The organism is Bacillus sp. CD3-5, assembly GCF_006349665.1.
Classification (GTDB): Bacteria; Bacillota; Bacilli; order Bacillales; family Bacillaceae_G; genus Bacillus_A; species Bacillus_A paranthracis.
The window spans coordinates 114964-140937 of record NZ_VEPX01000004.1 but is presented as its reverse complement, the minus strand read 5'-3'; the positions used below and the strand labels follow the sequence as shown (position 1 = coordinate 140937).

General features: G+C 35.0%; 28 protein-coding genes and 1 pseudogene. 21 read left to right on the top strand and 8 right to left on the bottom strand.

All coding sequences use genetic code 11. The features are described 5' to 3' along the window. From FH036_RS10310 to FH036_RS27090, 3 genes are all read left to right on the top strand, one after another. Complete coding sequence (locus FH036_RS10310; RefSeq protein ID WP_139895689.1) at positions 1–609, top strand: hypothetical protein; 609 nt, start codon at positions 1–3, stop codon at positions 607–609. Further along, positions 606–1400 carry a toll/interleukin-1 receptor domain-containing protein gene (locus FH036_RS10305; RefSeq protein ID WP_139895688.1) on the top strand — a complete coding sequence of 265 codons (795 nt, stop codon included), beginning with the start codon at positions 606–608 and terminating at the stop codon, positions 1398–1400. Before FH036_RS10310 ends, FH036_RS10305 begins: the two co-directional genes overlap by 4 nt. 412 nt (positions 1401–1812) lie before the next feature. Next, on the top strand, positions 1813–1956 hold the full coding sequence (locus FH036_RS27090) for a hypothetical protein (protein WP_180358380.1): 144 nt from the start codon (positions 1813–1815) through the stop codon (positions 1954–1956). A gap of 55 nt (positions 1957–2011) precedes the next feature. Here the strand turns inward: FH036_RS27090 and FH036_RS27395 are convergent, their stop codons facing one another. Further along, on the bottom strand, positions 2012–2140 hold the full coding sequence (locus FH036_RS27395) for a hypothetical protein (RefSeq protein WP_257469591.1): 129 nt from the start codon (positions 2138–2140) through the stop codon (positions 2012–2014). A 101-nt stretch (positions 2141–2241) separates the two neighbouring features. On the opposite strand from FH036_RS27395, the gene hsdR reads away from it, so the two are divergent. From hsdR to dnaB, 10 genes are all read left to right on the top strand, one after another. Continuing rightward, complete coding sequence (gene hsdR, locus FH036_RS10300; RefSeq protein ID WP_139895687.1) at positions 2242–5448, top strand: type I restriction-modification system endonuclease; 3207 nt, start codon at positions 2242–2244, stop codon at positions 5446–5448. A 109-nt stretch (positions 5449–5557) separates the two neighbouring features. Beyond that, on the top strand, positions 5558–6985 hold the full coding sequence (locus tag FH036_RS10295; RefSeq protein WP_139895686.1) for a class I SAM-dependent DNA methyltransferase: 1428 nt from the start codon (positions 5558–5560) through the stop codon (positions 6983–6985). Beyond that, positions 6985–8517, top strand: coding sequence for a restriction endonuclease subunit S (locus FH036_RS10290; RefSeq protein WP_139895685.1), 1533 nt, complete (start codon positions 6985–6987; stop codon positions 8515–8517). Before FH036_RS10295 ends, FH036_RS10290 begins: the two co-directional genes overlap by 1 nt. A 160-nt stretch (positions 8518–8677) precedes the next feature. Continuing rightward, complete coding sequence (locus tag FH036_RS27085; protein ID WP_180358379.1) at positions 8678–8842, top strand: hypothetical protein; 165 nt, start codon at positions 8678–8680, stop codon at positions 8840–8842. Between the two features lie 343 nt (positions 8843–9185). Further along, entirely contained in the window at positions 9186–9524 is a 339-nt protein-coding gene (locus tag FH036_RS10285; protein WP_139895684.1) for a magnetosome magnetite crystal formation protein family, read from the top strand. Between the two features lie 3 nt (positions 9525–9527). Further along, on the top strand, positions 9528–9779 hold the full coding sequence (locus tag FH036_RS10280) for a hypothetical protein (protein ID WP_139895683.1): 252 nt from the start codon (positions 9528–9530) through the stop codon (positions 9777–9779). Between the two features lie 8 nt (positions 9780–9787). After that, positions 9788–10531 (top strand): MerR family transcriptional regulator, encoded by a 744-nt coding sequence (locus FH036_RS10275; protein WP_139895682.1) that lies wholly within the window; start codon positions 9788–9790, stop codon positions 10529–10531. A gap of 53 nt (positions 10532–10584) precedes the next feature. After that, on the top strand, positions 10585–10911 hold the full coding sequence (locus FH036_RS10270; RefSeq protein ID WP_139895681.1) for a nucleoside triphosphate pyrophosphohydrolase: 327 nt from the start codon (positions 10585–10587) through the stop codon (positions 10909–10911). Positions 10912–11108: 197 nt separating this feature from the next. Continuing rightward, a complete protein-coding gene (locus tag FH036_RS10265) occupies positions 11109–11978 on the top strand; it encodes a DnaD domain-containing protein (protein WP_139895680.1) in 870 nt (289 codons plus the stop codon). After that, entirely contained in the window at positions 11975–13261 is a 1287-nt protein-coding gene (gene dnaB / locus FH036_RS10260; protein ID WP_139895679.1) for a replicative DNA helicase, read from the top strand. Before FH036_RS10265 ends, dnaB begins: the two co-directional genes overlap by 4 nt. An 88-nt stretch (positions 13262–13349) precedes the next feature. Here the strand turns inward: dnaB and FH036_RS10255 are convergent, their stop codons facing one another. Beyond that, the gene (locus tag FH036_RS10255; protein WP_000384608.1) at positions 13350–14135 is read right to left on the bottom strand and encodes a TrmB family transcriptional regulator; all 786 of its coding nucleotides are present in this window, start codon (positions 14133–14135) and stop codon (positions 13350–13352) included. 108 nt (positions 14136–14243) lie between these two features. Between FH036_RS10255 and FH036_RS10250 the strand changes: the two genes are divergently transcribed. Both FH036_RS10250 and FH036_RS27560 read left to right on the top strand, forming a co-directional pair. Next, positions 14244–15011 (top strand): TSUP family transporter, encoded by a 768-nt coding sequence (locus tag FH036_RS10250; RefSeq protein WP_139895678.1) that lies wholly within the window; start codon positions 14244–14246, stop codon positions 15009–15011. A 174-nt stretch (positions 15012–15185) separates the two neighbouring features. After that, positions 15186–15369: pseudogene (locus tag FH036_RS27560) on the top strand (hypothetical protein). A gap of 144 nt (positions 15370–15513) precedes the next feature. Here the strand turns inward: FH036_RS27560 and FH036_RS10245 are convergent. Next, positions 15514–16089 carry a TetR/AcrR family transcriptional regulator gene (locus FH036_RS10245; RefSeq protein ID WP_139895677.1) on the bottom strand — a complete coding sequence of 192 codons (576 nt, stop codon included), beginning with the start codon at positions 16087–16089 and terminating at the stop codon, positions 15514–15516. A gap of 142 nt (positions 16090–16231) precedes the next feature. Here FH036_RS10245 and FH036_RS10240 point away from each other — a divergent pair, with 142 nt between their 5' ends. From FH036_RS10240 to FH036_RS10225, 4 genes are all read left to right on the top strand, one after another. Further along, the gene (locus tag FH036_RS10240; RefSeq protein WP_139895676.1) at positions 16232–17707 is read left to right on the top strand and encodes an MDR family MFS transporter; all 1476 of its coding nucleotides are present in this window, start codon (positions 16232–16234) and stop codon (positions 17705–17707) included. A gap of 678 nt (positions 17708–18385) precedes the next feature. After that, positions 18386–18988 carry a hypothetical protein gene (locus FH036_RS10235; protein WP_138322398.1) on the top strand — a complete coding sequence of 201 codons (603 nt, stop codon included), beginning with the start codon at positions 18386–18388 and terminating at the stop codon, positions 18986–18988. Positions 18989–19657: 669 nt separating this feature from the next. Beyond that, positions 19658–20071: an RnfABCDGE type electron transport complex subunit D gene (locus FH036_RS10230; protein ID WP_139895675.1), complete on the top strand. Its 414-nt coding sequence runs from the start codon at positions 19658–19660 to the stop codon at positions 20069–20071. A gap of 327 nt (positions 20072–20398) precedes the next feature. Further along, complete coding sequence (locus FH036_RS10225; RefSeq protein ID WP_138322396.1) at positions 20399–20971, top strand: hypothetical protein; 573 nt, start codon at positions 20399–20401, stop codon at positions 20969–20971. A gap of 290 nt (positions 20972–21261) precedes the next feature. Here FH036_RS10225 and FH036_RS10220 read toward each other — a convergent pair whose 3' ends face one another. From FH036_RS10220 to FH036_RS10195, 5 genes are all read right to left on the bottom strand, one after another. Beyond that, entirely contained in the window at positions 21262–21789 is a 528-nt protein-coding gene (locus FH036_RS10220; protein ID WP_139895674.1) for a permease, read from the bottom strand. After that, positions 21786–22268 carry a hypothetical protein gene (locus tag FH036_RS10215; protein ID WP_139895673.1) on the bottom strand — a complete coding sequence of 161 codons (483 nt, stop codon included), beginning with the start codon at positions 22266–22268 and terminating at the stop codon, positions 21786–21788. Before FH036_RS10215 ends, FH036_RS10220 begins: the two co-directional genes overlap by 4 nt. Beyond that, positions 22261–22602: a PadR family transcriptional regulator gene (locus FH036_RS10210; protein ID WP_000683187.1), complete on the bottom strand. Its 342-nt coding sequence runs from the start codon at positions 22600–22602 to the stop codon at positions 22261–22263. Before FH036_RS10210 ends, FH036_RS10215 begins: the two co-directional genes overlap by 8 nt. 507 nt (positions 22603–23109) lie before the next feature. Continuing rightward, complete coding sequence (locus tag FH036_RS10200) at positions 23110–23373, bottom strand: hypothetical protein (protein WP_000997168.1); 264 nt, start codon at positions 23371–23373, stop codon at positions 23110–23112. A 442-nt stretch (positions 23374–23815) separates the two neighbouring features. After that, on the bottom strand, positions 23816–23941 hold the full coding sequence (locus FH036_RS10195) for a YjcZ family sporulation protein (RefSeq protein WP_000540385.1): 126 nt from the start codon (positions 23939–23941) through the stop codon (positions 23816–23818). 198 nt (positions 23942–24139) lie between these two features. On the opposite strand from FH036_RS10195, the gene FH036_RS10190 reads away from it, so the two are divergent. Beyond that, complete coding sequence (locus FH036_RS10190; RefSeq protein WP_000013669.1) at positions 24140–24385, top strand: hypothetical protein; 246 nt, start codon at positions 24140–24142, stop codon at positions 24383–24385. Between the two features lie 418 nt (positions 24386–24803). Further along, a complete protein-coding gene (locus tag FH036_RS10185; protein ID WP_139895672.1) occupies positions 24804–25586 on the top strand; it encodes a hypothetical protein in 783 nt (260 codons plus the stop codon). Positions 25587–25974: the final 388 nt, after the last annotated feature.

Sequence of the window (25974 nt, the reverse complement as noted above, 5' to 3'; positions counted from 1 at the left end):
TTGGAAAAAAGCATCCCTTTTGAAGTTGCTTCTTTGTTTTTGTATAACAGTAGTGTTGCAGGAAATCTTCTTCAGCAGCTATTGGATGGTAATATTAAAAATAGGCAGGAGAGTTGGTTTTTAAATAGTAGTGTGATAACAAAAGATTGTTTTATTTTATATAATGAACAACTTCTTTGGGTCTTCAGTAGAGGTTCTGTGGAACCACGATTGTTTGAGGAAAGTAACTTTGAAGAGTACTTCGAAAAATTCCAATTAACGGAAAAAAAGTTTATTGATTTTCTTTTTGAAAAAGAATTTAGCGATAATCTAATGGAAATATTTGTTGATGGTGAATGTATTTATGATTATTTTGAAGAGCAATTTCTTTATGGTGCACAATTAAATTTATCTAAAGAATATGAGAAAGTAATGAGAGAAGATGATATTCAGATTATTGATATAAAATTACAACCATTAAATATGGATACTATAATTACATTAAGGAATGAGCATGTTATTGAGTTTAGTAACAAAGCTAACTTAAAAGAAAATTTACATATTATAAATATATTATCTAAATATATTATGAATTACTTAAGAACTGAAGAAAAAGGTGATAGGAAATGAGAATTGTATCAATTACATTAACACATGATGAAACATATACTGAATTGGAGCATAATATTTATGCTAAAGAAGAGGGAGTAAGTATAGATTTTGTGATGGGAATCGAAAATATTCCATCTAAAGAACATATTTTTCGCATAAAGAGGGAGACAGAAAACCTAAAATGGCTATCTTTTGAAGATGCCAGCTTCTATTTCAATTTAGATTTACTGAAAGTGGAATACCCTGCATTATTTGGTGAATGTAATTGGATGAAAGGCAAAGTGAAAATTGTTCCTTCTAATGCCGTATGTATTACTACTGATAGAACGGTAGTAAGTTTTTCTTTGACAAAAGAAGAGATAGAAAGTACATTCCCTCAAAAAATATTCTTGAGTCATAAGGGAGCTAATAAACCTATGGTTCGAAAGTATTTTAATTTATTGAAAGAACTAGGATTTGATCCTTGGATGGATGAAAAAGATTTAGTTAATGGCGACCCGTTGGATAGAGGATTGCTTAAAGGTATGAAAGAGTCGTGTGCTTGTGTTTTCTTTATAACTCCTGAGTTTAAGGATGAAGATTACCTTGCAGATGAAATAAACTATGCCAAAAGAGAAAAAAAAGAGAAACGCGAAAAATTTAAAATTATTACTTTGCAATTTACAAATGAACAAGGAGAAAAAGGGATTGTCCCAGAAATACTTACGTATGAGGTATATACATCCCCTAATTCTGAATTGGAAGCTTTTAATGATATTGTAAGGTCGTTACCTATTAAGCTTGGTAATGTACATTGGATAAAAAAATGATTTAAATTTATCATTATTATTGGGTCGGTGGATATTTAGCGGCAGGGTTCGTTACTTATCTATTTTGGCAACTAGTTTAGAATTTTTATATATGAAGTAGTCTTTGTACTTTAGATGTGGACTATGCTGGAACATATGTATAAGCCCGTTCTAAATTTGGAACAGTCTTATGTTTGTTTTGGTTTTTAAAATTAAATAACTTTATTGTCATTTTGCAAAATGATGAAAAGATAGTGTGAGATTATAAATTCACACTATCTTTTATTATTTTACGTGGAATATGTTAGCAGGCATGTATAGTAAGTGTAATACTGGAATTTTAAAATGTTAATGTGAAATCCATAGATAAAGTCGTGATTGCTTCTGATAATGTTAAAGAATTTTATGATACTAATCAAATAGAAAAAATACAATGCAACGTGAAGGACTAGCAGAATCAGAAATTTTAGTTGGTTTTCACTTGCTTCCTAAAAAAGGAATGAAGCTTATTGCGATGGGAGGTATGGAACAGCAAATGAAGCGACTTTTAGCATTTGCTTACCAACTACCTACTTAATTTATGGAAGTGTACGTAGGTTTGGAATTTAGTGCACCAAATTTTGTTGAGCCTTTCAATCTTTTTCTTGTCTTATCGTTTCATCATCTTTATGAAGTAAATCGCCCCAAACGGTCATAGCAAACATAGACATTATTATTATTACTGACACGAATAATAGGATCATTTTTATTCGTTCTTTCATTTTTTAAACCTTCTTATATAAATCCCTTTCAGTTAGAACGGTTAATTGTAAATTTATAGTATAATAGACGTATAAAATCTTTTGGGGAACGGTGATGAAAAATGAATAGTAACTTTTCATTTTTTCGTGGGAAATGGGATGTATTAGCAAATCTTGGAGAGACAGCGGAGAACAATGTATATCAAGATCCACATACGACCTTAATGAAGCTTCGTCTGTTTGGTGAAACATTATCAAAATTTATTCTTGCTTCTGAGAATATTCGTGAATCGTTTGGAACAACACAAGTAGACCGTATAAATACATTAAGAAGAGAAGGCTTAGTTGAATCTGAATTAATTGATATTTTTGATACTATTCGTCGGAAAGGGAATAAAGCATCTCACGAAGCAGATTTTGGTAAGGTAGAAGAAGCAAAGGCATTGATTAAATTGACTTTTCGTTTGTCTACTTGGTTTATGGAAGTATACGGAGATTGGGATTTTCAAGCCCCTGATTACATAGAACCAACTGAGCAGACAGAAGTAGATGAGGATATCCTACAAAAAGAGTTTGAAGATAAGATTAAGGAACTTAAAAAGCAATTAGAATTAACCCGCCAAAAAGCAGAATCTGAAAATGATGAAGTGAAGATTGAGCGTAAAAAAATCTCGAAGAACTTCATACGTAGGCAACAATTATCTGAAGCGGAAACACGTGCCATCATTGATGAGAAACTGCGTTTAGCTGGATGGGAAGTAGATACCCACCAACTCAATAATCAAACTAAAGGTACCTTTCCAGAAAAGAACAAAAACATGGCGATTGCCGAATGGAAAGTAGACGGTGGTAGAGTTGATTATGCACTTTTTATTGGTCTACAATTAGTCGGATTAATCGAGGCAAAGGCACAGAAAAAGAACATTCCTGGAATATTAGAGAGTCAAACTAAAGTGTATGCGAAGAATGTTATTCAACGTGGAAAAGAATTGATAACTCCAACTACAGGGAAGTATAAAGTACCATTCTTATATGCAACTAACGGTAGGCCTTATTTAAAGCAGCTTCAAGAAGAGTCTGGTATATGGTTTTGGGATTCACGAAAACCATTAAAACATGCTCGTCCTCTAGAAGGGTGGCATTCTCCTGCTGATTTACAACTTCTCCTAAGTCAAGATGATGCCGATGCAAACAAGCGACTTGAAGAAGAAGACATTACTAAGTTTGGGTTACGTCGTTATCAACAAAATGCAGTTCTTGCTACAGAAGCAACCTTAAAAGAAGGACAAAGGAGAATGTTGGTTGCTATGGCGACAGGAACGGGGAAAACTCGAACAGCCATTGCATTGATGTATCGATTAATTAAAACAAAGAAGTGTCGCCGTATCTTATTCTTAGTAGACCGAAAATCTCTAGGTAAACAAACCGAAGATGCTCTAAAAGATACCAAAATTGAAGGATATTCTTTCTCGGATATATACGATGTAAAAACACTTGAAGATATGACACCTGATGTAGAAACAAAAGTACAAATTGCAACTGTACAAGGAATGGTTCGGAGGCTGTTCTATAATGAGAGTGATAATATACCAAGTGTAGGTCAATATGACTTTATCATTGTTGATGAAGCACACAGAGGTTATACAAGTGACAGAGAAATGTCAGAAGAAGAATTAACATTCCGAGATCAATATGATTATATCAGTCAGTACAGACGAGTTATTGATTATTTCGATGCGGCGTGTCTAGGCCTTACAGCAACACCTGCTCTTCATACTACTGAAATCTTTGGTATGCCTATCTATAAGTATTCTTATAGTGAAGCAGTATTAGACGGTTATCTTGTTGACCATGAGCCTCCGTATCTATTTAAAACAGAACTTTCACAAGCAGGTATCAGTTTTGAAAAAGATGAAGAGGTAGAAGTCTTCGATGTGGATAGTGCTGGGATTCAGTTAGAAAAAATGGAAGATACGATACGGTTTGAGGTCGAACAATTCAATAAAAAAGTAATTACAGAACCTTTCAACAGAGTAGTGCTTAACAAATTAACTGATTACATTGACCCAACTAGCAAAGAAAAAACTCTAATATTTGCAGCCACAGACCAGCATGCTGATTTAATTGTTCGTTTACTAAAAGAAGCATTTAAGGAACGTGGTGACGAGGTAGAAGATGATGCTATTGTTAAAATTACTGGTTACATCTATAAACCTTTAGAAACTATTAAGAGGTTTAAAAATGAACGTTTGCCAAATATCGTTGTAACAGTGGATTTATTAACAACTGGGATTGACGTACCGGCTATAACAAATTTAGTCTTCGTAAGACGTATTCAATCACGTATTTTGTATGACCAAATGCTTGGTCGTGCTACACGCTTATGCCCTGAGATAGGGAAAACCCATTTCAATATTTATGATGCGGTAGGTATCTATGACAAGTTACAAAGTTATACAGAAATGAAACCTGTAGTAAAGCAACAAAACTATACAATTAGTCAACTTCATGAATCTTTATCAAATGCAACTTCAGAAGAAGAAGAGGCTTTTTACCGAGAACAATTAGTTGCAAAGATCCAACGTCGTAAACAACGGTTCAATGAACAAGGAAAGCAGAAATTTGAAGAGTTATCTAACGGTAAGAGTTTAGATGAGTGGGTGAAAGGGGTTCAGTCATATTCTTCTCAAGATGCAAAGAAAGACTCCGTCCTGTTTGAGTTTGTTGAAACTTTCCGTGCTAAAGGTGAAAAGCGCTACATTTCTAAAACAGAAGATGAAGTGACAGATGTAGTTCGTGGATACGGAGAAGGGAATAGCCGACCAGAAGATTATTTAGATGGATTTGTCCAATTTATAAAAGAAAATATTAATGAAATTCCTGCTCTACAACTTGTATGTACTCGACCTAAGGATTTAACCAGACAAGATCTTCGAGAACTGATAACAATCTTAGAAACAAAGGGCTTTAAGCAATCACATTTACAGACTGCATGGAAACAAACAAGGAATCAGGATATTACAGCAGACATTATCAGTTTCGTTCGTCAAGCCGCATTAGGAGAAGCACTTGTAGATCACGATACTCGCATTAAAAACGCTATGCAGAAAGTGTACTCATTAAATGACTGGACACCAAGACAGAAAAAGTGGTTGGAGAGAATTGAAAAGCAGTTACTTCAGGTACCAGTTTTAGCACCAACTCCTCAAGAAGCTTTTTCTGAAGAGCCATTTCTTAGCCGTGGTGGGTACAAGATGTTGAAGCGTGAATTTGGCGATTACATTGATAAAGTTGTAACCACAATAAATGATAGTTTATATATCAGTTAAATTTTGTGCCTCTTAATTGAGGCACATTTACGTTATAATAGAAAGGTCATTTTAACAAGTATATTAATTTTTAATATATATTTTGGGAATTATTTTAGGAGGTAAGAGAATGAACAACCAAGAAATCGTTCAGAAATTATGGAATTTATGTAATGTATTACGTGATGACGGAATTACATATCAGCAATATGTAACAGAGTTAACATATTTATTATTTTTAAAAATGATGAAAGAACAAGAAACAGAAGGGGTTATTCCAGAAGGATATCGCTGGGATGACTTATTACAGCAAGAAGGTACGGATTTAAAAAAATTCTATCAGCGTCTACTACTCGAACTAGGAAATAGTTCAAATGAAAGGCTAAGTCAAATTTATAGCGACGCTGCAACAAGCATTGTAGAACCGAAGAACCTAGAGAAAATTATCAAATCTATTGATGCGCTTGATTGGTACAATGCGAAGGAAGAAGGATTAGGTAATCTATACGAGGGCTTATTAGAGAAAAATGCAAGTGAGAAGAAATCGGGAGCTGGGCAATACTTTACACCTCGTGTACTGATTGACGTCATGGTTCAATTAATAGATCCGAAGCCAGGTGAGCGTTGTAATGACCCTGCAGCTGGAACATTTGGTTTTATGATTGCAGCAGACCATTATTTAAAAAATAAAACAGATGATTACTTTGATCTAGATCCACAAGATGCAGAGTTCCAGAAGAAAGAAGCTTTTACTGGGATGGAACTTGTAAAAGAGACACATCGCCTTGCATTAATGAATGCCTTACTACACGATATGGAAGGGCGCTTAGAACAAGGAGATACTTTGTCTAGTAACGGAAAATGGATGAAGAACTTTGATGTTATATTAACAAATCCTCCATTCGGTACAAAAAAGGGCGGAGAAAGCGCAACTCGTGACGATTTAACATTTGAAACGTCAAACAAACAGTTGAATTTCTTGCAATTAATTTATAATGCATTGAAAGATGATGGACAAGCACGTGCAGCAGTTGTTTTACCTGATAATGTTTTATTTGAAAGTGGAGCTGGTGCACAAATTCGACGTGATTTAATGAACAAGTGTAACTTGCACACTATTTTACGTTTGCCAACGGGTATTTTCTATGCACAAGGTGTTAAAACAAATGTTTTATTCTTTACAAGAGAAAAAACAGATAAAGATAACACGAAAGAGGTATGGGTATATGACCTACGTACAAACATGCCTTCATTTGGAAAACGTACTCCATTAGCGGAAGCGCATTTTGAAGGGTTTATGAAAGCCTACAATGCTAAAAATCGTACAAAGGTAGAAGATGAACGATGGAATGTATTTACACGCGAAGAGATCGCTAAAAAAGATGATAGTTTAGATGTTGGATTAATTGCTGATGAATCACTGTCTATATATGAGAATTTACCAGATCCAGTTGAATCAACGAAAGAGGCGATTGGTAAGTTGCAACAAGCCATTACCTTATTAAATGAAGTTGTAGATGAATTGAAAGCGGTGGAAGAAGCTGAGGGGGATAAGTAATGAGTAAAAAGAAAAAAAATCTGGATACTCTTATGCAAGAAGCAATAGTTAGAGTAGAAGAGCAACCTACTAGCTTACCTGAAAATTGGATATGGTCAAAACTTGAGTATTTAACTGATTCAGCACCTTATTCTTTAGTAGATGGACCATTTGGAAGTAATCTTAAAACTGTAGATTATACAACTGAGGGAGTAAGGTTAATACAGCTTCAAAATATAGGTGATGGATATTGGAAAGATCAAAATCAAAAGTTTATTTCAGAAGAGAAAGCTAAAGAATTAGAACGATGTATTACTTATCCTGATGATATAGTAATAGCGAAAATGGCTGCGCCAATAGCTAGAGCTACTATTGTTCCAAAGGTTGAAGAGAAATATATTGTAGTGGCGGATTGTATAAAATTAACAAGTAATAAAAAATTAAATATAAAATATTTAGTTCATTGTATTAACTCCCCAATTGTAAGACAGGTCGCAGAGAGTCTAGGAAAAGGTTCAACTAGAAAGCGTATAAACTTAAAAGATGTAAAAAAACTTCCTATTCCACTCCCACCTTTAAATGAACAAAAGCGTATTGCTGAGAAAGTAGAGCGTCTTTTAAATAAAATTGAAGAAGCGAAGCAGTTGATTGAGGAAGCAAAGGAAACATTTGAACTTCGTCGAGCGGCTATTTTGGATAAAGCATTTCGTGGGGAATTGACGGCGAAGTGGAGAGAGAAAAATCTTGAAATTGAGTCTGGTGTAATGAGGTTAGAGAAAATTAAAAATGAGAGGTTTCAAATTGTTGAGAGCAAGAGAGAACTTTCTGAAATAGCAATCATGTTTGATGAACTAAATACTGAAGAATGTATAGATAATAATAACTGGCTGTACTTAAAGGCAAATATGTTCTGTTATAATATTAATTGTGGAGGCACTCCTTCTAAAGATATTACAGAAGAAGGAGAAATTCCGTTTTTAAAAGTGTATAACATAGTTAAAAATAAAATATCTTTCTCCTATAAGCCACAGTATATCCCAAAAGAAGTTCATGAATCAAAGCTTAAAAAGTCTATTCTAAAACCGAATGATGTAATTATGAATATTGTTGGTCCTCCGTTAAAGAAAATAGCCATTATTCCTGAAGAATATCCTGAGATGAACATGAACCAAGCAATTGTCCGCTTTAGATCAACAAAATACGTTTTACCGAAATATCTCTATTTTTGTTTACAATATGACGAAACATTAAAAGAAGTAATAAATGAAACTCGAGGTGTAGTAGGTCAAAGTAATATTTCTGTTTCTCAAAGTAGAAATTTAATTATGCCAATTCCTTCATTAGAAGAACAAGCTGTAATTGTGAATAAATTAGAGGAATTGATTGAGAGAGAAGAAGTTGTATTAAACTTAATATCCGACAAAAAGAATTTAGAGGAATTAAAACAATCCATTCTCTCAAAAGCCTTTCGTGGAGAACTAGGAACAAATGATCCAAGCGAAGAAAATGCGATTGAATTATTAAAAGAAGTGCTACAAGAGCAGGTGAAATAGGTTGGAAAAACAGTGAGCAAACACGCTTGCTGTTTTTTTATAACAAAAATTGGTTTTTGTTTGCATATTTGCTTATTTTTTTGAACTTCAACAGGAAATAATTATTTTAAATAAATGATGAGGTGAGGAAATATCCAAATATACTATAGAGGTGTATAAATTGCCTTTAATCTGGGCTCAAAAAGTAAAAAATGTGAATACATTGAATAGGAACTGTAAGGATGATGGTAAAGTCGTTGGTCCTTTTATGCCAGGATATGAAGCAGATCGAGCAAATGGAATAAAAACTGAAGGTGTTGCAAATGTACTAAAGGGGGTATTCTAAAACAACATATGGTTATCGTTTTTTACGATTTCTTTTTCAGTGAAGTAGGTTAAAGACATAAAAAAACGCCTTCATTCTCATTTAGAGTTAAAGGAGGAGTTTCAATCAAAACTTGAGCGGTACTCACCGTTAGTTTTGGTCAAAATATAAATTATCAACAGTTGATACAAGAGGGTGTGACCCCGGAGAATCTCGAACTCACGACCACCACACTGTCAAGGTGAAAGTCTAATTTTATCTATATCGGTATCAATCAATTTTTCTATATATTCCCCTTGCACCTCCCCCAACGTCACCCCCTAATCTAAAGAAGACAAATCAAACAGGGGGGACCAAACCACTCATGAAAACCACCAGAAAAGAAAAAAGAAACACCATCATCATGCTACTACTTTCAGCTGCAATAGGAATCTTCTCACCACTACTCATGTACATCACACTGGCACGGAAAAATGAGGTGTACAAATATCATTGCCGAAAGGCATTCAACTTTCATTTGTTAATTTTTCTTCTATTTAATATTAGTTCACGTATTAGTGATGTTTTGTTTTGGAGCGTATTTGCCTTTGAGGTCGTTCAAGTGATCATTGTTGCGTGGAAAGTAATACGCGATGAACCATATCGTTATTTCATTCGAATTCCTTTATTTAAAGAAGATAAGTATGTCGTGGAAGGAGAATAGGTGATGAAACAAGAAGTGGAGATAAAGGGAAAGCGAATTTTTATTATGATTGCAGTGTTGTTTATTGCGATTTATATCGTTTTAAGAAAAAGAAAGTATGAGTACTTTTATGATGGTATTAGCGAGTATGAACATCGTTATAGGGGGAGTGTTCCTTTTGTATTGCTTGCTGTAGGTTTGTTTCAATATTGTAGGCAGAATGAGATGAGTTTTTCTCATATGCTTCAGTATGTGAAAGAGAAGTTAGCGGAGTAGGTGATGATATGGCATGGATGATTAGTGAGTTTGCAAGTGTTGGGGATGTTACGGTGCGGACGCTTCGTTATTATGACAAAATTAATTTATTAAAGCCGAGCGATTATACGGAGGGCGGACATCGGTTATATACGAAAGATGATTTGTATGTGCTGCAGCAAATCCAATCGTTTAAGCATCTTGGTTTTTCGCTTGGGGAAATTCAAAATATTATATTGCAGCGTGATATAGAGACGGCAGAATTTTTAAGACAAATGCATTTTCAAAGAGAGATGCTTTTGGCGGAGCAAGAAAGAATTGCGAAGGTACTATCACATATGGATGAGATGACGAAGAAGTTTCAAAAGGAAGAACGAGTGGATGTCGCTTTGTTTTCTTCTTTTTTGCAAACTTTTATATGGGAGAAAGAAAATAAGGAATGGTTAGAGGAACATTTTTCAAAGGATAGTGTTCAGTCGTTTTATAATAATAAGGAACTAAAAGAGAAGTTTGATCGGCGCTTTATGGATGTGATAGGGAAGTTAAAAAAGTATAAGGAAGAAGAGAAGGATCCGAGTCATCATGAAGTTCAAGTTACTCTGAAGGAATTTTTCAATGTAATAGAAGAGGTAACGAACTATCTTGATATACCTCAAAGCGATATAGAGAATATAATCCAAAAATCAAACCTTCCACTATCCGAATTCCCAGCTCTCTTCACAACTGAAGAAGAAAATTATATAAAAGAAGCAATGCAGCAGTTTAACACCTAGTTAAACTGCTTTTCCATTATAATAGAAGAAAAATCAAACGGAGGGAAAATCCCATGCCAACCTACAACAAACTAATCCGAAACAAAATTCCACAAATAATAAAAGCTAACGGAAAAACACCCACAACAAGAATCCTAAACGAAGATGAATACATAGAGGAACTCTGCAAGAAAACACAAGAAGAGCTAACAGAATACATCGAAGCAAAAACAAAACCTCATAAACTAGAAGAACTATCCGACCTCCTAGAACTAATCAACGCCCTAGCCGAACATGAAGGCACAACACTAGAAGAAATCAACAACATCCGAAAAAAGAAAGCAAAAGAACGAGGCGGCTTCTCAGATCGAGTGTTTCTAATCGAAGTAACCGATAACTAGCCCCTCCTAAGCCCCTTACAAGCCCCTACCAAGTAATAAATCACTAAGAAAAAACATAACAAAACAAAAACACCAACAAACACCGTAGTAGGAATCGAAAAAAATTTTGAAATAACACGCCAAAACCCCAGCCCTCCTTCCTATATATAGTACAAAGAGGGAATTTTCATTTTTGAATTAGGACGGGAGGAATTGGGATGGCGGTGTATCGTACTGTGCAGGTGAATTTTTGGCAGGATGATTTTGTTTTGGATTTGACGCCGGAGGAGCGGTATTTTTATGTGTATTTGTTAACTTGTTCGAAGACGACGCAGTGTGGGATTTTTCCTTTTCCGAAGCGGTTAGCTGAGATGGAGACTGGTTATAATCGGGAGACTGTTGATAAGCTTGTGCAGCGCTTCATTGATTATGGGAAGATTCTTTATGATGCGGATACGCGGGAGTTATTCGTTTTGAATTGGCTTCGTTATAATCCGGTAACAAATACGAATGTGGAGAAGTGTGTGCTTCGTGAGCTTAAGGGTGTGAAGAATAAGGAGTTTGTACATATGTTTCTTCAGAAGTGTGCGGAGGAGGAGATGAATGTTCCGATGCTGTTAGCGCATTTCGGTATGCCTGGTGATTTGGCTATGGATGATGTAGAGCCGGCTTGTGAGGAGGCAGAGGAAGAAGAGGAAGAAGAGGTTGTTCAGGAAGAGACGGGAAGTAAGGTGTTCACGTTTTATGAGCAACATTTTGGTAGTTTGTCTCCTTTTACGGTGGAGGAATTGAATGCATGGATGAATGATTTGTCAGAGGAGCTGGTGCTGAAGGCTCTTCAAATTTCGTATGAGAATAAAAATCGGAAGATGGCTTATGTGAAGGGGATTTTGCGGGGTTGGCACGGGAAAGGGTTTACGAAAGTGTGTGAGGTTGAGGCGGATGCTGCGAATTTTCGGAAGAAGGGGTCGTCTGTTAGTACGGGGGAGACGGAGGAGTTTTTGGCGAGGTGTGAGGAGTGGGAGAAGAATGCGCCGTCTGAGGAAGAGTTGCAGCGCTTTTTAGCGGAGCGCGGGTGGCGTCCATGAGTATTCAAAATGTGGAGGCGGAAAAGACGGTGTTAGGTTCTCTATTACTTGATGGAGAGCTTATTAAGGAGTGCCGTTTGACGGAGCAGTATTTTTCTATGCCAGTGCATAAGTCTATATTTCAGTTAATGCGAAAAATGGAAGGAGAGGGGCAACCGATTGATCTTGTGACGTTCACTTCTAGAGTGGATCCGAAGTTTTTGAAGGGGATCGGGGGAATGGAGTATTTTATAGGGTTAATGGATGGTGTGCCTACAACTGCCAACTTCTCTTATTATGAGGGGCTTGTTCGAGGTGCCTGGAAAATGTATCAGGCGGGTGTTCTTGGGCACAAGATGGGAGAGCGTCTTATTGCAGAGAAGAGTGAGAAAATTATTGGTGAGACGATTACGGCACTTTGTGAGTTAGAGGAGAAGGACTGTGTATGTGAGTTTGATTTGAAGGATGCGCTAGTTGATTTATATGAAGAGCTTCATCAAGATGCGAAAGAGATTACTGGTATTGAGACGGGTTATACATCGCTAAATAAAATGACGTGCGGATTGCAGGAAGGAGATTTTGTCGTTCTCGGTGCTCGTCCTTCGATGGGGAAGACAGCGTTTGCGCTAAATGTTGGACTGCATGCGGCGAAGTCTGGTGCGGCGGTTGGGTTGTTTTCGTTAGAGATGAGTAGTAAGCAATTATTGAAAAGGGTGGCTTCTTGCGTAGGTGAAGTGTCAGGAGGTAGGCTGAAAAATCCGAAGCATCGTTTTGCGATGGAAGACTGGGAAAGGGTGAGTAAGGCGTTTGCGGAGATTGGTGAGTTACCTCTTGAGATTTACGACAATGCAGGGGTTACGGTGCAAGATATTTGGATGCAAACTCGTAAGTTAAAGAGGAAGCACGGTGATAAAAAGATTTTAATTATTGTAGATTACTTGCAACTTATTACGGGCGATCCGAAGCATAAGGGCAATCGTTTTCAAGAGATTAGTGAGATTTCTCGTAAACTTAAGTTATTAGCACGTGAGTTAAATGTTTGTGTAGTAGCATTATCGCAATTGTCTCGTTCAGTAGAGTCGCGTCAAGATAAGCGCCCTCTTTTATCTGATTTAAGAGAGACAGGACAAATTGAGCAAGATGCGGATGTCATTATGCTTATGTATCGCGAAGATTATTACGATAAGGAAACGAAGCAGAAAGAGATGACGGAGATTCATGTGGCGAAGCATCGGAATGGACCTGTGGGGAGTTTTAAGTTGAGATTTTTGAAAGAGTTTGGGCGGTTTGTGGAGGGGAAATAGTGAAAAGACTTGAGTATTACTTTGCATATAAAATAAAGCATAAGTTTTCCACTGTATTCACTTATGCTTTATTTTTTGAATATGTTCCTTATTTTCCCATAAAGAAAGATCGTCTCTCTGCAGTAATCCATTGTTCCAAGTCATCTTGGCTACGTCGGACAAGTCGATTTACTAAAACATCATGCCATACATAATCCTCTAATAAGTATATATGAACGGGGTCATCTGTATAAAAAGCAATATTACGCTCTTCAAGTGATGGGCCATAAATCATCTCTTTAGAATCTATCGATAAAATAAACCAATGTTCTGTAGAGAGGGTTTCTGTATAAGTTGTTATACGATGGGCTTCTAGATTTTTAATAGGATTTTCAACATGCAAGGTAATGCCTTGTACTGTGACTTTATCAGCTACCTCAGCTAGGTCCTCTTTTAACGCTTCATACATTTCATCCCACATCGAAATGACAATACGTCGTTCTGCTTTTTTTATTAATGTTTGACAGTAGCTAATGATTGTTTGATTATCTTTTAAAGTAATGACTCGATTATCCGTTTTTTCCTCGGAAGTTTCTAGTTTTTTTAATGAATCGCTAATTCCTTCATAAGTAGACTGCCATTCTGATTGCGCCTTCTGTAAAAAGATTTCAACAGGTAGAGGTGAATAGCGAGTGGTGTCATTTATTTCTTCCTTCATGACAATTCCTTTTTCTACAAGGTTACCTAAAATCTCATATATTCGCGCTCTTGGGACACCCGAATCTTTACTCACTTGATAGGCTGTGACAGGCCCCTGTTTCACAAGAGATACATAAGATTTAGCTTCATATTCATTAAAACCAATTTTTTTAAGCTGTTGCACTATGTAGTCCACTTTTTTTCCTCCGATGTTTGCTGTTATATTTCAACGTTACAATAACTCTTTACATTTAGCAAATCAGTAGTTACTATTACAATAGTGACTAAAGGGGAGGCTATTAGTATGGATTTTTATTTAGACCCATCTGTATTAATGATTTTGATTGTTTTTGGGTTTGTGGCTGCATTTATTGATTCAGTTGTAGGCGGTGGTGGATTAATCGCTTTACCAGCTTTATTATTTACAGGATTGAATCCAGCAAGTGCAGTAGCCACAAATAAGCTAGCATCGACGATGGGAAGTGCAACTAGTAATATTGTGTTTTATCGTTCTGGTAATCTTGATTTGAAATCGGCGTTTAAATTATTTCCAATCACTTTCATAGGTTCCATAATAGGGGCATGGACCGTTCATTTAATGAATCCAGAAGTATTAAAGCCATTAATGCTGATCATGCTCGGTGTGGTCGCTATTTATACGATATTCAAAAAGGATTGGGGAAGTATTTCCACTCATAAAAAATTGTCTGGTCGACACGTCATTATTTTTACCTTTTTTATTTTTATTATTGGTTTTTATGATGGATTTCTAGGTCCTGGTACAGGTTCATTTTTAATGTTTGCTCTTTTATTTATTGGGTATGATTTTTTAAAAGCAGCAGGTACGGCGAAGTTTCTTAATTTAGGAAGTAACGTTGGTGCATTGTTGATGTTTATGTATGTAGGGCAAGTAAACTATGTGTATGGTTTTATAATGGGAGTTGCTCAAATTGCTGGAGGAATCGCCGGCTCCAGATTTGCTATAAAAAAAGGAAGCGGGTATGTTCGCGCCCTTTTCATTACCGTAACTTGTTTGTTGTTAGCGAAAAATCTGTATGACTATATTCAGTAAGTAATCTAAGTGAAGAGAATGAAAATAATATAAACTCATATTTTTCCATATAAAATTTCATTTGTTTTATTTACATAATATCTTTACAATCATTTGATAAAATAAAGTCAACTGCATATTGTGAGGGTGGGTGGTTATCTCTTCTTTCCATTTGGAAGGAAAGGGGGGCATAATATGGAGTTTTTGTTTGACCTTGTAAAGAATTTGTAAAAGCGACTGTACGTGAAGTTTCAGCGTATTTTTTGCGGAAGCAACTTCTGGGTAAGGACAACAAAAAACCCACTCCGCGCCGTAGGAAGCAAAAGGGTGGGTTTCGTAAAAAATAATAACGTATAATAACCACCACCCTATACGGTAGCAGTTAAGGAAGAGATGTTAGCGCATCTCTTCTTTTTATTATATGCCAATTTATTCGCTGTTACACTTATATAGTATTCTACGGAAAATATATCATATTCCTATTTTGGGGTCAATTTGATTGCATGATTGAAAAGGTGCAGTCTTATTCCTTTTCAAACTGAAAAATATCCCGGTTAATAAGTTGGTGGAGATACATATCCATTTCAGCCGCAGAAACTTTTCTTTCATTTTTAAACCACCATGCGCTTAATGAGGTGATTGCCCCTGAATAAAATTCAATGATTAAATCATTTGGCATCGTATGATTTTTGAGCAGTTGATGTAACGCTTCTATTTCTTGTTTTCTCGTTTCGTGACTTAAATACTGTGTCCGGTTAATAAATTGTTCATCAGACATTTGCGTTTCTAATATTTTACCAATTTCTTCATGGTGTAGAAATTGTTCCATTACTTGAAATGGTTTACTTAATCGATCTGAAACGGGTATTTCAGCAATCATCTTGCTGTATCGTTTAAATCCAAAGGCTAATAAAGCATCTTTATCTTCAAAGTGTTTATAAAAGGTTGTTCGGTGTACCATCGCGCGATCACATATTTGGTTAATCGTGATAGTACTATATTTCTGTTTTGATTGCGTCATTAATTCAAATAAGGAATCCCATAGTAATTTATGTGTACGCCTAATACGTAAATCAAGTTGTTTTTCATTATCGTTCATCTACAATTCTCCTTTTTTGTAGATTAAATATACAGTGGTTGAAAATTGATTCTCCCTTTTTAATCTACATATGTATATTATATTACATGTGTTCAGGTATATTTAAAGTTTTTTAAGTAAGAAATAGGAGGAGAATTTGCAAATGAATATGACAACTAAGAGCCCAGCAAGTGGCAAAGTTGATACTTCTAATTTGAAACATACCCCCATTTTAATTGCATTACTTTTAGGGGCAATGGTTGCATTATTAAACGAAACGTTACTTGGTAATGCGTTAACGGTATTAATGAAAGAATTTGGCGTAACAGCTTCAACGATTCAATGGCTTTCTACAGCTTACATGTTAGTAGTTGGGGTTTTAGTTCCAATTACAGCGTTACTTCAGCAATGGCTCACAACGAGACAAATGTTTTTGATCGCTATGGTAACGTTTTTAGCCGGTACATTAATTGCGGGATTTGCGCCGACATTTTCCGTTTTATTAGTCGGCCGTATCGTCCAAGCTGTAGCGACGGGGTTAATTTCACCGTTATTAATGAATACGATTTTAATCATTTGTCCGCCTGAAAAACGTGGTGCCACAATGGGATTAATTGCACTTGTGATGATGGCAGCTCCAGCAATTGGCCCTACATTATCTGGAGTAATCGTAGACTCACTAAATTGGCGCTGGTTATTCTATATTGTTATTCCAATCGTGATCATTTCCATTATGATTGGGATGAAGTACATTCAAAATGTTTCAGAGTTAACAAGACCAAAAGTAGATTATCCATCTATCCTTTTATCGACATTAGGATTTGGCGGGCTTGTGTATAGCTTTAGTGCATCAGGTGACTTAGGATGGTCCGATGCGAAAGTATATGGTGCTTTAATTGTTGGGCTTATATCATTATGTATTTTTGTCGTTCGACAATTAAAAATTGAGAATCCAATTTTAGAATTACGCGCATTTAAAGTTCCAATGTTTACATTATCAGTTGGATTAATCGTCATTGTGATGATGTCGTTATTTTCAACGATGACTTTATTACCGATGTTCCTGCAAACAGTTTTACTCGTTACAGCTTTTAAATCAGGAATTATCATGCTTCCGGGAAGTATTATTAGCGCCATAATGGGACCAATTGCAGGTAAACTATTTGATAAATTTAGTCCGAAAGTTATTATCGTTCCCGGCATTGTGTTAGTAGGGATTGCAATGTTCTTATTTAAAGGCATTACACCTGACACATCAATGTTACAAATTATTATTATGCACAGCGTATTAATGGTTGGACTCATGTTTGTCATGACAGCACAAACATACGGTTTAAATCAATTAACACCAGATCTATATCCGCACGGAACAGCACTGTTTAATACGCTGCAGCAAGTAGCTGGCGCAATTGGTACGGCTATCTTTATTTCAAAAATGTCTTCAGGAACAACTCAGTATATGGAAAGCTCCGCAAATCCAATGGATCCAGTAGAGAAGTTAAATGGTTTAACGTCAGGATTCCAAGGTGCATTTGCACTTGGATTAGTCTTTATCGTTGTTGCATTTATCGTATCGCTATTCTTAAAAGAAGAGAAAAAGGGAGTAGAAGTAGCAGGGGTTTTACAGAACGAAAATTAAGGTTTATATAAAAAGACATCTTTTACGATATACTGTACCCTATTGAATAGACACTTAGAAAAAAGTCTATTCGATAGGGTATTTCTTGTATAATAAAAAGAAAATGAGAATCAGAGAATATTCAAAATGAACAAAAAATTATTCGCAAAAAAAGAAATGCAAAACTTATCGAAGAATCCATACGTAACGTTGTTTTGAGTTAAATCATTTTCAAACAAAACAGGAGGTGTAGTATTTACATTAAAAGAATCCGTAGATGCTGATGCTTCAGTTGCTAAAGTAGTTGTTAAAAGTAATGGTGCAGTTAATGCTAAGATTTTTTTTTCTTCATAATGTCTCCCCCTAATTACTTTTTTATTGAAAAACCATATTTAAGTTTAATAGAATTTAGATATAAGAATGTTTATCTAAATATTTTTTTGGTATAATTATCCTGTAAAAAATGTAAACTTAACGAATTGTACGATTGGGAATCATCAGAATTTTAGTTGTCATTTCTTTATAAAAAATAAGTATGTTTGTCGATTTTTTAATATATACATACCTTGCCCCCTATAGTATAATAAACGCTGTAATTATACATTATTTTCCTTAAACTTGAAGGGTTTCAATATATTATTCGTATATATTGAAATTATTCAAATTTATAAAGAACTAATATACTGGGGGATATTTATTATGAACAATAAGCTACTACTAACACTCTCTTGTTCTGTTTTATTTATGGGGTTAGCAGCTTGTGATTCTGAACCAAAAAAAGAAGAAGTAAAACAAGCGACAACTAGAAATGGAGCATCAGAGGACTGGACAGACAACTCAAAAGATAAACAAGAAACAAAATCTACATTCAAAAAAGTTTCGATGGATCAATATATCAAAAACTATAACAAAATCAAAGAAAAAATGAAAAAAGAGGGCAAAGAAACCTTTCCCTTCGAATATGAGAAACAAGACCACTTAGTTGGCTATACGGTGTATTCCACAAAGTCAAAAACAGAATATCAATCAAAAGGATATACCGAAGTAGAAGTATATTTAAACGATGCTCGTGAAGTTGTACGTATCTCTTATAAGGGAAATGTAACAGATATGAATACCATCCAAGCAATGACAGAAGCTACTAATATCAAATGGACAAAAGAGATGGAAAACCTCGTACTCGCAAGGCAAAGACATAGCGATGGTATTAAAATGAGTAATGGTGTTAGTTTTGATGCCTATGTATCAGGCAACGATGATGAAATCAGTATAGAAATTTGGACCAATCACAATGATCGCTAACTAAAAAACAAATTAGGTCCTGATATATCTTCAAAAATAAAAACTGATTCCTTAACATACAGGGAATCGGCTAATTTCTGTCCAAAATTAGTAAGGAAGTCGACGAGATAAAAAGAGAAAGGAAAGGGGACGATCATGAGATTACAACCTACACAACCGAAAGATCCAAGAATCCGGTCGGACGAGGAAAAATTTCACACTATTGACTGCTGGATGTATACATCCATTTTTACTAGTTTGCAATACAGCAATCGGTTAAAAGTATTGATTGGTATTCTATTTACTGGTGTACTCTTTTCTTTAGCAGATTACGTTATACCTGCTCTTGGCTATATGTCGTATGACAAAACAGATTTCAGTGTATTGATTCCAATATGCGTCGTTATATTCTATGCTTTTTGCCATCTTGGGTCTGCTAGGTGGCATCAATATATCGTTCATCCTATATTATGCCTCATACTTGGATACAGTTATGCTTCCATTTTAAAAATGATTTTTCCTATTGATTTGGAATTTTTCCGTTTTTCGGTTTTACTTGCGGGCGGATTTTTACTCTTTTCCTGTTTCACGAGAAAGGTATACACCTTGCCTATGTATCTATTTAATGCCAGTGTCAGTTTGATTTGTAGCTTTTATTTATCTTATATTTTGAGTTACGTGCTGACAGGTATGAAGATTCTCCCGTACGAAACATCTTATAGCGGCCTTGCTATATTTATACTTTATTTGTTCCATTTTATATGTGGGTATCGTCACCGCTTTACCATCCCAGCCGGTATCATATCGTTTTTCGTAAGCGGCGTTGCCACTTATATATTTTACAGCATTTGGGCAAAGCAGCCATTCTCCATGGATGCTTTATTACACACACTAGTGGGCGGTTTTATCTTCACGGCGTGTTATGCGATATGCAGTTCGATTGCAACAACTTATTGCCACCAACCAAAGGCACACGTCTTTCTTCCACCGCCACCACTGGAAAAATATACAGCATATGACCAAGGATATGATGATGGGAGATACGAAGGGGAACAAGATGGATATGAAAAAGGACTGCGAGATGCTGAACGTCAAAATTATTAGACATTTGTTTCAAATAAGCCCTGTTAAATAGTAATTAAAATTAGAGTGGTTCAAGTCGAAGGAAGGCACCTTTGGGTTTCTTTTCTTTATAAACTTTATTCAATATGGGGGAGCGTCCCGAAAATACGGATTTACAACGCTAAGCCTATTTTCCTGACAAATCTTATATAGTTAAAACCATTTTTTATCAAGATATTTTTTTTAACATCGATATATAGGCCTTGAACAAACAAAAAATATAAATCGTGCATTTATTTGTTTATTTAATTTTAATAATTTATAAAAAAATTAGCATTTCATTGGTAAAAAAAAGGAGAGTGTTTGTTAGTGGATCCATTTACTTCACGTTTTGCGAAACGATTTTTTATTACAGTTGGGTCAGCTGTAGGGTTATTTTTGATAGGAGCTATGATTAATAGCGAAGCCATAGCATTTTCTTATCTGCTTGCTTTGTTTGGGATTCCTATTTATTTTGTGATCCAGGATAAGAAAGGGAAAAACAGCTGTAAAGAGATTGTACGTAATAAGTATAATCAAAACAGTATATTGACAGTAGAAGTATATCATCATTCTGATTTTGGGTGGGGATTTCTTACGTTAACTAAAGAGGCGCTAATTTTCGTTCCCAAAAAAGGTGATATAATAAATATTCCTCACAGTAATTATTCTGATTATGGTTATAAAGGACTTGGTACTGGAAATTATATAACTACTTCGTCAAAAATTGGGGATACAAATATGAGTATTAATAATACAAGTGAGAAAAAAGCCCCTGTTTTCTACATTGCTGCACAAAACGGTAATGAAACCCATTTTCATACAAGAAAAAACAAACAGATGTTTACTGCTGTACGAAAATTACGTGGAGAGGATAATAGCAATCTTAAAAGTAATTATTAAGAAATTGAAGTGCAATTATATTTTCTTTTATTAGTTTTATAATAAGTAATTAATGCGAATAAGTGTTACAAAAAACCATTTCATATTTGAAGTGAATCCGAATAGTGGCACATGAAAAAAATACCTCCTGAATTCGCATACTAAGTATGCAAATTCAATGGAGGTGTTTTTCGTTTGAAGACAAGAGTTCATTACCCAGAAGAAACAAAGAAAGTCATTGAAATATTTCACATTCAAATATTCGAAAATACAATAGGAAAAATTAAGAAATGTAAGATTTTTTAAGAATCCTACATTTCCTCCGTAACATCATACCGAAGCAACTCTTCCTGATCATAAAACCTCTCAAAAATAAGCCCCATAATATAGAAGAATACTAGGCCGAAACCAATATGAATGAGTGTAAAAGTAGCTCCAAATGAAGAAAATTCATACACGAGAATTGGCAATTTAGCAGTTGTCCAAACGCCTAAGAAAAATACGATGTACCGAATGCTTGCGCCTTTTTTTAATAGTAGTGCTGCAATTGGGAAGGCGACGTAGAGGGGACCCGCTGCAATGCCTCCTAATAATAGAGAAAATAAGATTCCGTATATACCTGATTTTTTGCCCATATATTTCATGAGTGTTTCTTTTTTTACCCACTGATCAAGTAACCTTACAAATAGTAAGACAGGGGGGAGGAGAAACAACATATCTAAAATGCTATTCCCTGTTAGTTGTAATGCACGCCATCCTAAAGATTGATTTATAAACGTTAATATGAAGAGACCGAGTAGTAAGATGAAAAAGAAGCGATATCTTTTTAATTCTTTCATACCATCACCATCCAAATGATATAGGAAAATAGAAGTGACATGAGCAAAGCAGATGCATTACGTGCGTAAGCAAAGCTTCGTCCGAATATTTTTTGTTCCATCGGCAAGGTTGTAATTCCTACTGACATAAGTGTAGACATAAGTGCCGCAACTTGAGGTAGCCCTGCACCGTGTTGAACTAACGTATGACCGAGAGGAAATACAACAAAGCTTGGAATAAGTGCAATGGATCCGAGTATTGCTGAATACACAATGCCGATAAAACCTGATTGCCCTCCAATAATTGAAGAGATAAAGGACGGCGTTAATATAGAAAGCGATAATCCAACGAAAAGCATGATGGAGAGCATCGCAGGAAGAAGGTTGCGAAACATTTTCCACGACTTCATTAGAGCATCTTTTGTTTTCTTGCGGTCCTTCATAAAAGAAATCCCCGTAAGAATAATGGCTAAAGTGTAAAGGATCACGCCGTTAATCATGGTCGGATTCCTTTAAGTCTTTATATTTGTCCAGGAAAAAGGATAAGTTCTTCATTTTTTCTTCAATGTCCATTTGAAAGTCTGCCAATTGTTCCTTTCCAGCAGGCGTAATTTTGTACATCTTTCTCGGTTTGTCTTGATGATCTGTGCTTACATAAGATTCAATTGCACCTTCGTTTTCTAACTTTTTTAGCGTACGATATAAAATGGCACTATCGATTGGATTGACGGGAAGTTCTTCCTCGCACTTTTGCAGTAATTGTCCGCCATAGTTATCGCCCTCAGCTAGAAATAATAAAAGAAATGCACCTGTATGTCTTCCTGTATGTTTCATGGATATACCTCCTAGAATGAATTTGGATTTATACTGTTAATGACAGTGTACTGTTGTTAACAGTATATGGTGCATGAAGTGTTATGTCAATTTTAAAATATGTAATTCTTCAGAAGAAAAATAATCAGTTTAATTGTAATTGTTTTCTGATTTTGTTGAGTGACAAAATTTAAGCATGCGGCATTCTCGTTCAAATGTTTATTGAGTGCCTCGGTTGAAAAACAACTAACAGTGGCTTCATTTAATTTTGTGCAAAGAGTAACTAAAGACTCAGAACTGATTGTTTGTCCTAAAAATACAAAGAGTAATAGAAGATTCTGTGCCTGAGATTTTTGTTTTGGTTGAATCATACCTGTTTAATACATAAGTTCCTCGATTGGTGCGTCATTGTTTATAGCCATAAATTAAAACACCCTTTCATACAGTACTGCATGAAAGGGTGCCCTAATTCATTATTTTATTCATTTTCTTAAGTTGATGGCTATGCTCTTATGAGTGCCTACAGTGTTAGTTTTTAAGTTCTAAATTTTTAGAATGAGACATGGAACTTACATGATATTTTTCTCCACCGTATTCTACATCTGCAGAAAAGGTTTTACTCTCATCATCTTTTATATGCCCGTTTATAAAGACGGTTTGAAAATTACTTGGGGCAAATTTATGTCCTGTAATGATTACTTCTAAATTCTCTTTTTCTTTGAAATATTTAATAGTTACTTCTTCGGCCTTTTTTACTATTTTTTGTTCTTCTTCTTTCTTATCATCATTCATGTTACACCCTCCTAAAATGATTAATATAAAAATAATACTCAAACTGGAAAAGATTTTTTTCAATTCAATTCCCTCCATTAATGGTATCTAATATTTAAATCTATACTTTGTGGAATTGATTGAGCTATTAGATCAAAAAAGAGACGCTGTAATTAATGTTTCTTTATAATAAGTGTACTCTTACAGTTTAAGCATACTATTTCTTTTTGTTTGAATACAAGGTGCTGCCTATTACAAGTTAGGAAAATAATACCAACAGAGGTTAAACGTAATGTATTATATTCATGACTTTAAAAACCCGTTGTTTAAGAGGAGTTTATATAAGGGAGACGTAGTAATCAGTTCATAGGGCATTAACGGATTATATATGTAAATTGAGTGCAACTAGAGGGGAAATTAATTATTATAAGTAAAAAAAAGACACTCTCAAGAGTGCCTCCCCTTAGCAGCCAAATCCGCCGCCCCAACAGCTAGCGCCAACGATGATTAATAAGATAAAGAGTACAACAAGTAAAGCGAATCCGCCGCCGAAACCGCAGCCGCCACCACAAGTACCGCCATAGCCCATATTAACTCCTCCTTCCATAAAGACCATTAATTAATGGATTTAATTCACTTTATGTTTTTACGGATAATCTTGAGCAGGTCCTTTTGAAAAATAAAGGTGCTTAGATTTTATAAGAGTTGACGACCTTATTTTTGTCACCGCTATTCCGCTGATGACATATTCTATTTTATTCTGTGCATTGGGGGAAGGAGGATCTTTATGGCCAATTCTGAAATGATTTTACGATTACTTACGGATTTAAAGATTGAACAGCAAGCTTTAAAAGAGCAGTTGGAAAAGATACAGACAGCCGTGAATACTCTTGAAGAAAAATCAGCGATTGTGGAAGAGAAACCAACGACTATTGAAGAAAAACCAGCTGTTGCTGCTGCAAAGCAAAGAGCTCATTCTGGACACCCAACATCTTTTCGTGCTTGGAGAGCATCTGCTCAAAGGAATTCATAAAAATATAAGAAAAGAAGACATCAATTAAGATGTCTTCTTTTGCTTGTGCAATCCAAATGCGATAAGAAGGTATATATCCATATTGCTTTAAAACTAAGAAGAAAATAACGATTGTCGACTCCTTTTTTAGTATAGCATGTAATAATAAATAATTTTATGTAATGTTGCATATATACGGATTATATAATATTTAGTCATATATATTTTAGTTGTCTGTTGTCGAAACAGTATGTATCCCCTATTTAAGTAAACGTCAAATTGACTCGCGTATTTGTAGTGTGCTCTTCCGTTTAGATAATAATTTTTTCAGTCGGTAATAAAGCTAGCTTAGGGAAAAAGATCAATATATGTACATCAATAATATTGCTAATTATAATTAAGATGAAAGCATTCATAATATATGGGGGAATAACAAGTAATGAATAAAAAGGCAACATTTAAAATAGGGGCAATGTTTACTATTTTATTAATGGCATGTTTGTTTTATGGATATAGGAGTTTAAATAGTTTTTTAGTCTGGAATGAACTCGGTGATATACAGATGATTTCAAGTGAAAAAGAGGTTGCAAATGGTATATATTTTGTAAGGGGAGAGATATATTCTGAACGTGTAACAGGAGATGAAACGCTACTTGCTGATGGGTATGCGGTAGTGAATCGAATTCAAAAGAAAAAAACAACATACTATACACAGACTTCTGCACCAAATCGTTCGTTATGGAGTAACGGTCAAGTAACAGCTTTTTATAATGAACCAATACATATCGGAAATAAAGAATTAAAATTAATAAATAAAGAAAATGTGTCTTTGGAAACTCCCTTTATGGAATTAAATGATCAGAAGGTAATTTCAACAAGAATAAATGATATTCAGGCGAATACTACCAAGTTAGCAGATGGAAAAAAACGCTTTTATTCATTTAGAGCAGTAGAAAATAAAGAAAATGTAGTTGTACTTGGAAAAGTAGATGGAAAAGTAATAAAAGAATTACCTAGTAGGTACGGGAAATTTGTTCATATTGGACATACGAAGGAGCAAATTATAGATAGCTTAAAGAATGGTAATGAAAAAAATTGGATATATTTCGCTGTACTTATTATACTAACTAGTATTAGTGGATTCGTATTTTATATGTATGGGAAAGGAAAATGGACAAAAGATGTTTTTGTTTTTACATTTTTCGGACGGAAGATAAATTAAAGAGGATGCATCTTTGCATCCTCTTTAAAAATTCATATGAGTTCTTTTCGTAAGGAAAGTTCTTCTTCATTTTCGTATCCAGTAAATAAAATTTCTTCAATTTAAAAGGTGCCCCATAAATGATAAACCATACCGATAACAAAAAATGCTAGTCCCACAAACAAAACAATTAAAGCAAGGATTCCGTTTTTATTATGTTCCATACAGTCAGCTCCTTTTTATTTATATACAAAAAAGCCTTTAGTCGTAATTATGACTAAAGACTCCATTTCTCAAATTTTTTAATTTAAAGAGAAAAGACACCTTAAGGCGCTTTCCTCCGACTTGAACCATCTTAATTTTAATAATATGTATTGGACTCCCATCCGAAGATTATTTTACCCCCAGA

Excerpts from the sequence above, each read along its gene's own strand:
- dnaB (WP_139895679.1), top strand. The coding sequence starts at position 11,975 with ATGAGTATTCAAAATGTGGAGGCGGAAAAGACGGTGTTAGGTTCTCTA.
- FH036_RS10285 (WP_139895684.1), top strand. The coding sequence starts at position 9,186 with ATGAAAACCACCAGAAAAGAAAAAAGAAACACCATCATCATGCTACTA.
- FH036_RS10290 (WP_139895685.1), top strand. The coding sequence starts at position 6,985 with ATGAGTAAAAAGAAAAAAAATCTGGATACTCTTATGCAAGAAGCAATA.
- FH036_RS10305 (WP_139895688.1), top strand. The coding sequence starts at position 606 with ATGAGAATTGTATCAATTACATTAACACATGATGAAACATATACTGAA.
- FH036_RS10280 (WP_139895683.1), top strand. The coding sequence starts at position 9,528 with ATGAAACAAGAAGTGGAGATAAAGGGAAAGCGAATTTTTATTATGATT.
- FH036_RS10270 (WP_139895681.1), top strand. The coding sequence starts at position 10,585 with ATGCCAACCTACAACAAACTAATCCGAAACAAAATTCCACAAATAATA.
- FH036_RS10245 (WP_139895677.1), bottom strand. The coding sequence starts at position 16,089 with ATGAACGATAATGAAAAACAACTTGATTTACGTATTAGGCGTACACAT.
- FH036_RS10230 (WP_139895675.1), top strand. The coding sequence starts at position 19,658 with ATGAAGATTCTCCCGTACGAAACATCTTATAGCGGCCTTGCTATATTT.
- FH036_RS27395 (WP_257469591.1), bottom strand. The coding sequence starts at position 2,140 with ATGAAAGAACGAATAAAAATGATCCTATTATTCGTGTCAGTAATAATA.
- FH036_RS10210 (WP_000683187.1), bottom strand. The coding sequence starts at position 22,602 with ATGAAACATACAGGAAGACATACAGGTGCATTTCTTTTATTATTTCTA.
- FH036_RS10195 (WP_000540385.1), bottom strand. The coding sequence starts at position 23,941 with ATGGGCTATGGCGGTACTTGTGGTGGCGGCTGCGGTTTCGGCGGCGGA.
- FH036_RS10200 (WP_000997168.1), bottom strand. The coding sequence starts at position 23,373 with ATGAATGATGATAAGAAAGAAGAAGAACAAAAAATAGTAAAAAAGGCC.
- FH036_RS10235 (WP_138322398.1), top strand. The coding sequence starts at position 18,386 with ATGAACAATAAGCTACTACTAACACTCTCTTGTTCTGTTTTATTTATG.
- FH036_RS10190 (WP_000013669.1), top strand. The coding sequence starts at position 24,140 with ATGGCCAATTCTGAAATGATTTTACGATTACTTACGGATTTAAAGATT.
- FH036_RS10275 (WP_139895682.1), top strand. The coding sequence starts at position 9,788 with ATGGCATGGATGATTAGTGAGTTTGCAAGTGTTGGGGATGTTACGGTG.
- FH036_RS10240 (WP_139895676.1), top strand. The coding sequence starts at position 16,232 with ATGAATATGACAACTAAGAGCCCAGCAAGTGGCAAAGTTGATACTTCT.
- FH036_RS10220 (WP_139895674.1), bottom strand. The coding sequence starts at position 21,789 with ATGAAAGAATTAAAAAGATATCGCTTCTTTTTCATCTTACTACTCGGT.
- FH036_RS10215 (WP_139895673.1), bottom strand. The coding sequence starts at position 22,268 with ATGATTAACGGCGTGATCCTTTACACTTTAGCCATTATTCTTACGGGG.
- FH036_RS10250 (WP_139895678.1), top strand. The coding sequence starts at position 14,244 with ATGGATTTTTATTTAGACCCATCTGTATTAATGATTTTGATTGTTTTT.
- FH036_RS27090 (WP_180358380.1), top strand. The coding sequence starts at position 1,813 with ATGCAACGTGAAGGACTAGCAGAATCAGAAATTTTAGTTGGTTTTCAC.
- FH036_RS10185 (WP_139895672.1), top strand. The coding sequence starts at position 24,804 with ATGAATAAAAAGGCAACATTTAAAATAGGGGCAATGTTTACTATTTTA.
- FH036_RS10295 (WP_139895686.1), top strand. The coding sequence starts at position 5,558 with ATGAACAACCAAGAAATCGTTCAGAAATTATGGAATTTATGTAATGTA.
- hsdR (WP_139895687.1), top strand. The coding sequence starts at position 2,242 with ATGAATAGTAACTTTTCATTTTTTCGTGGGAAATGGGATGTATTAGCA.
- FH036_RS10265 (WP_139895680.1), top strand. The coding sequence starts at position 11,109 with ATGGCGGTGTATCGTACTGTGCAGGTGAATTTTTGGCAGGATGATTTT.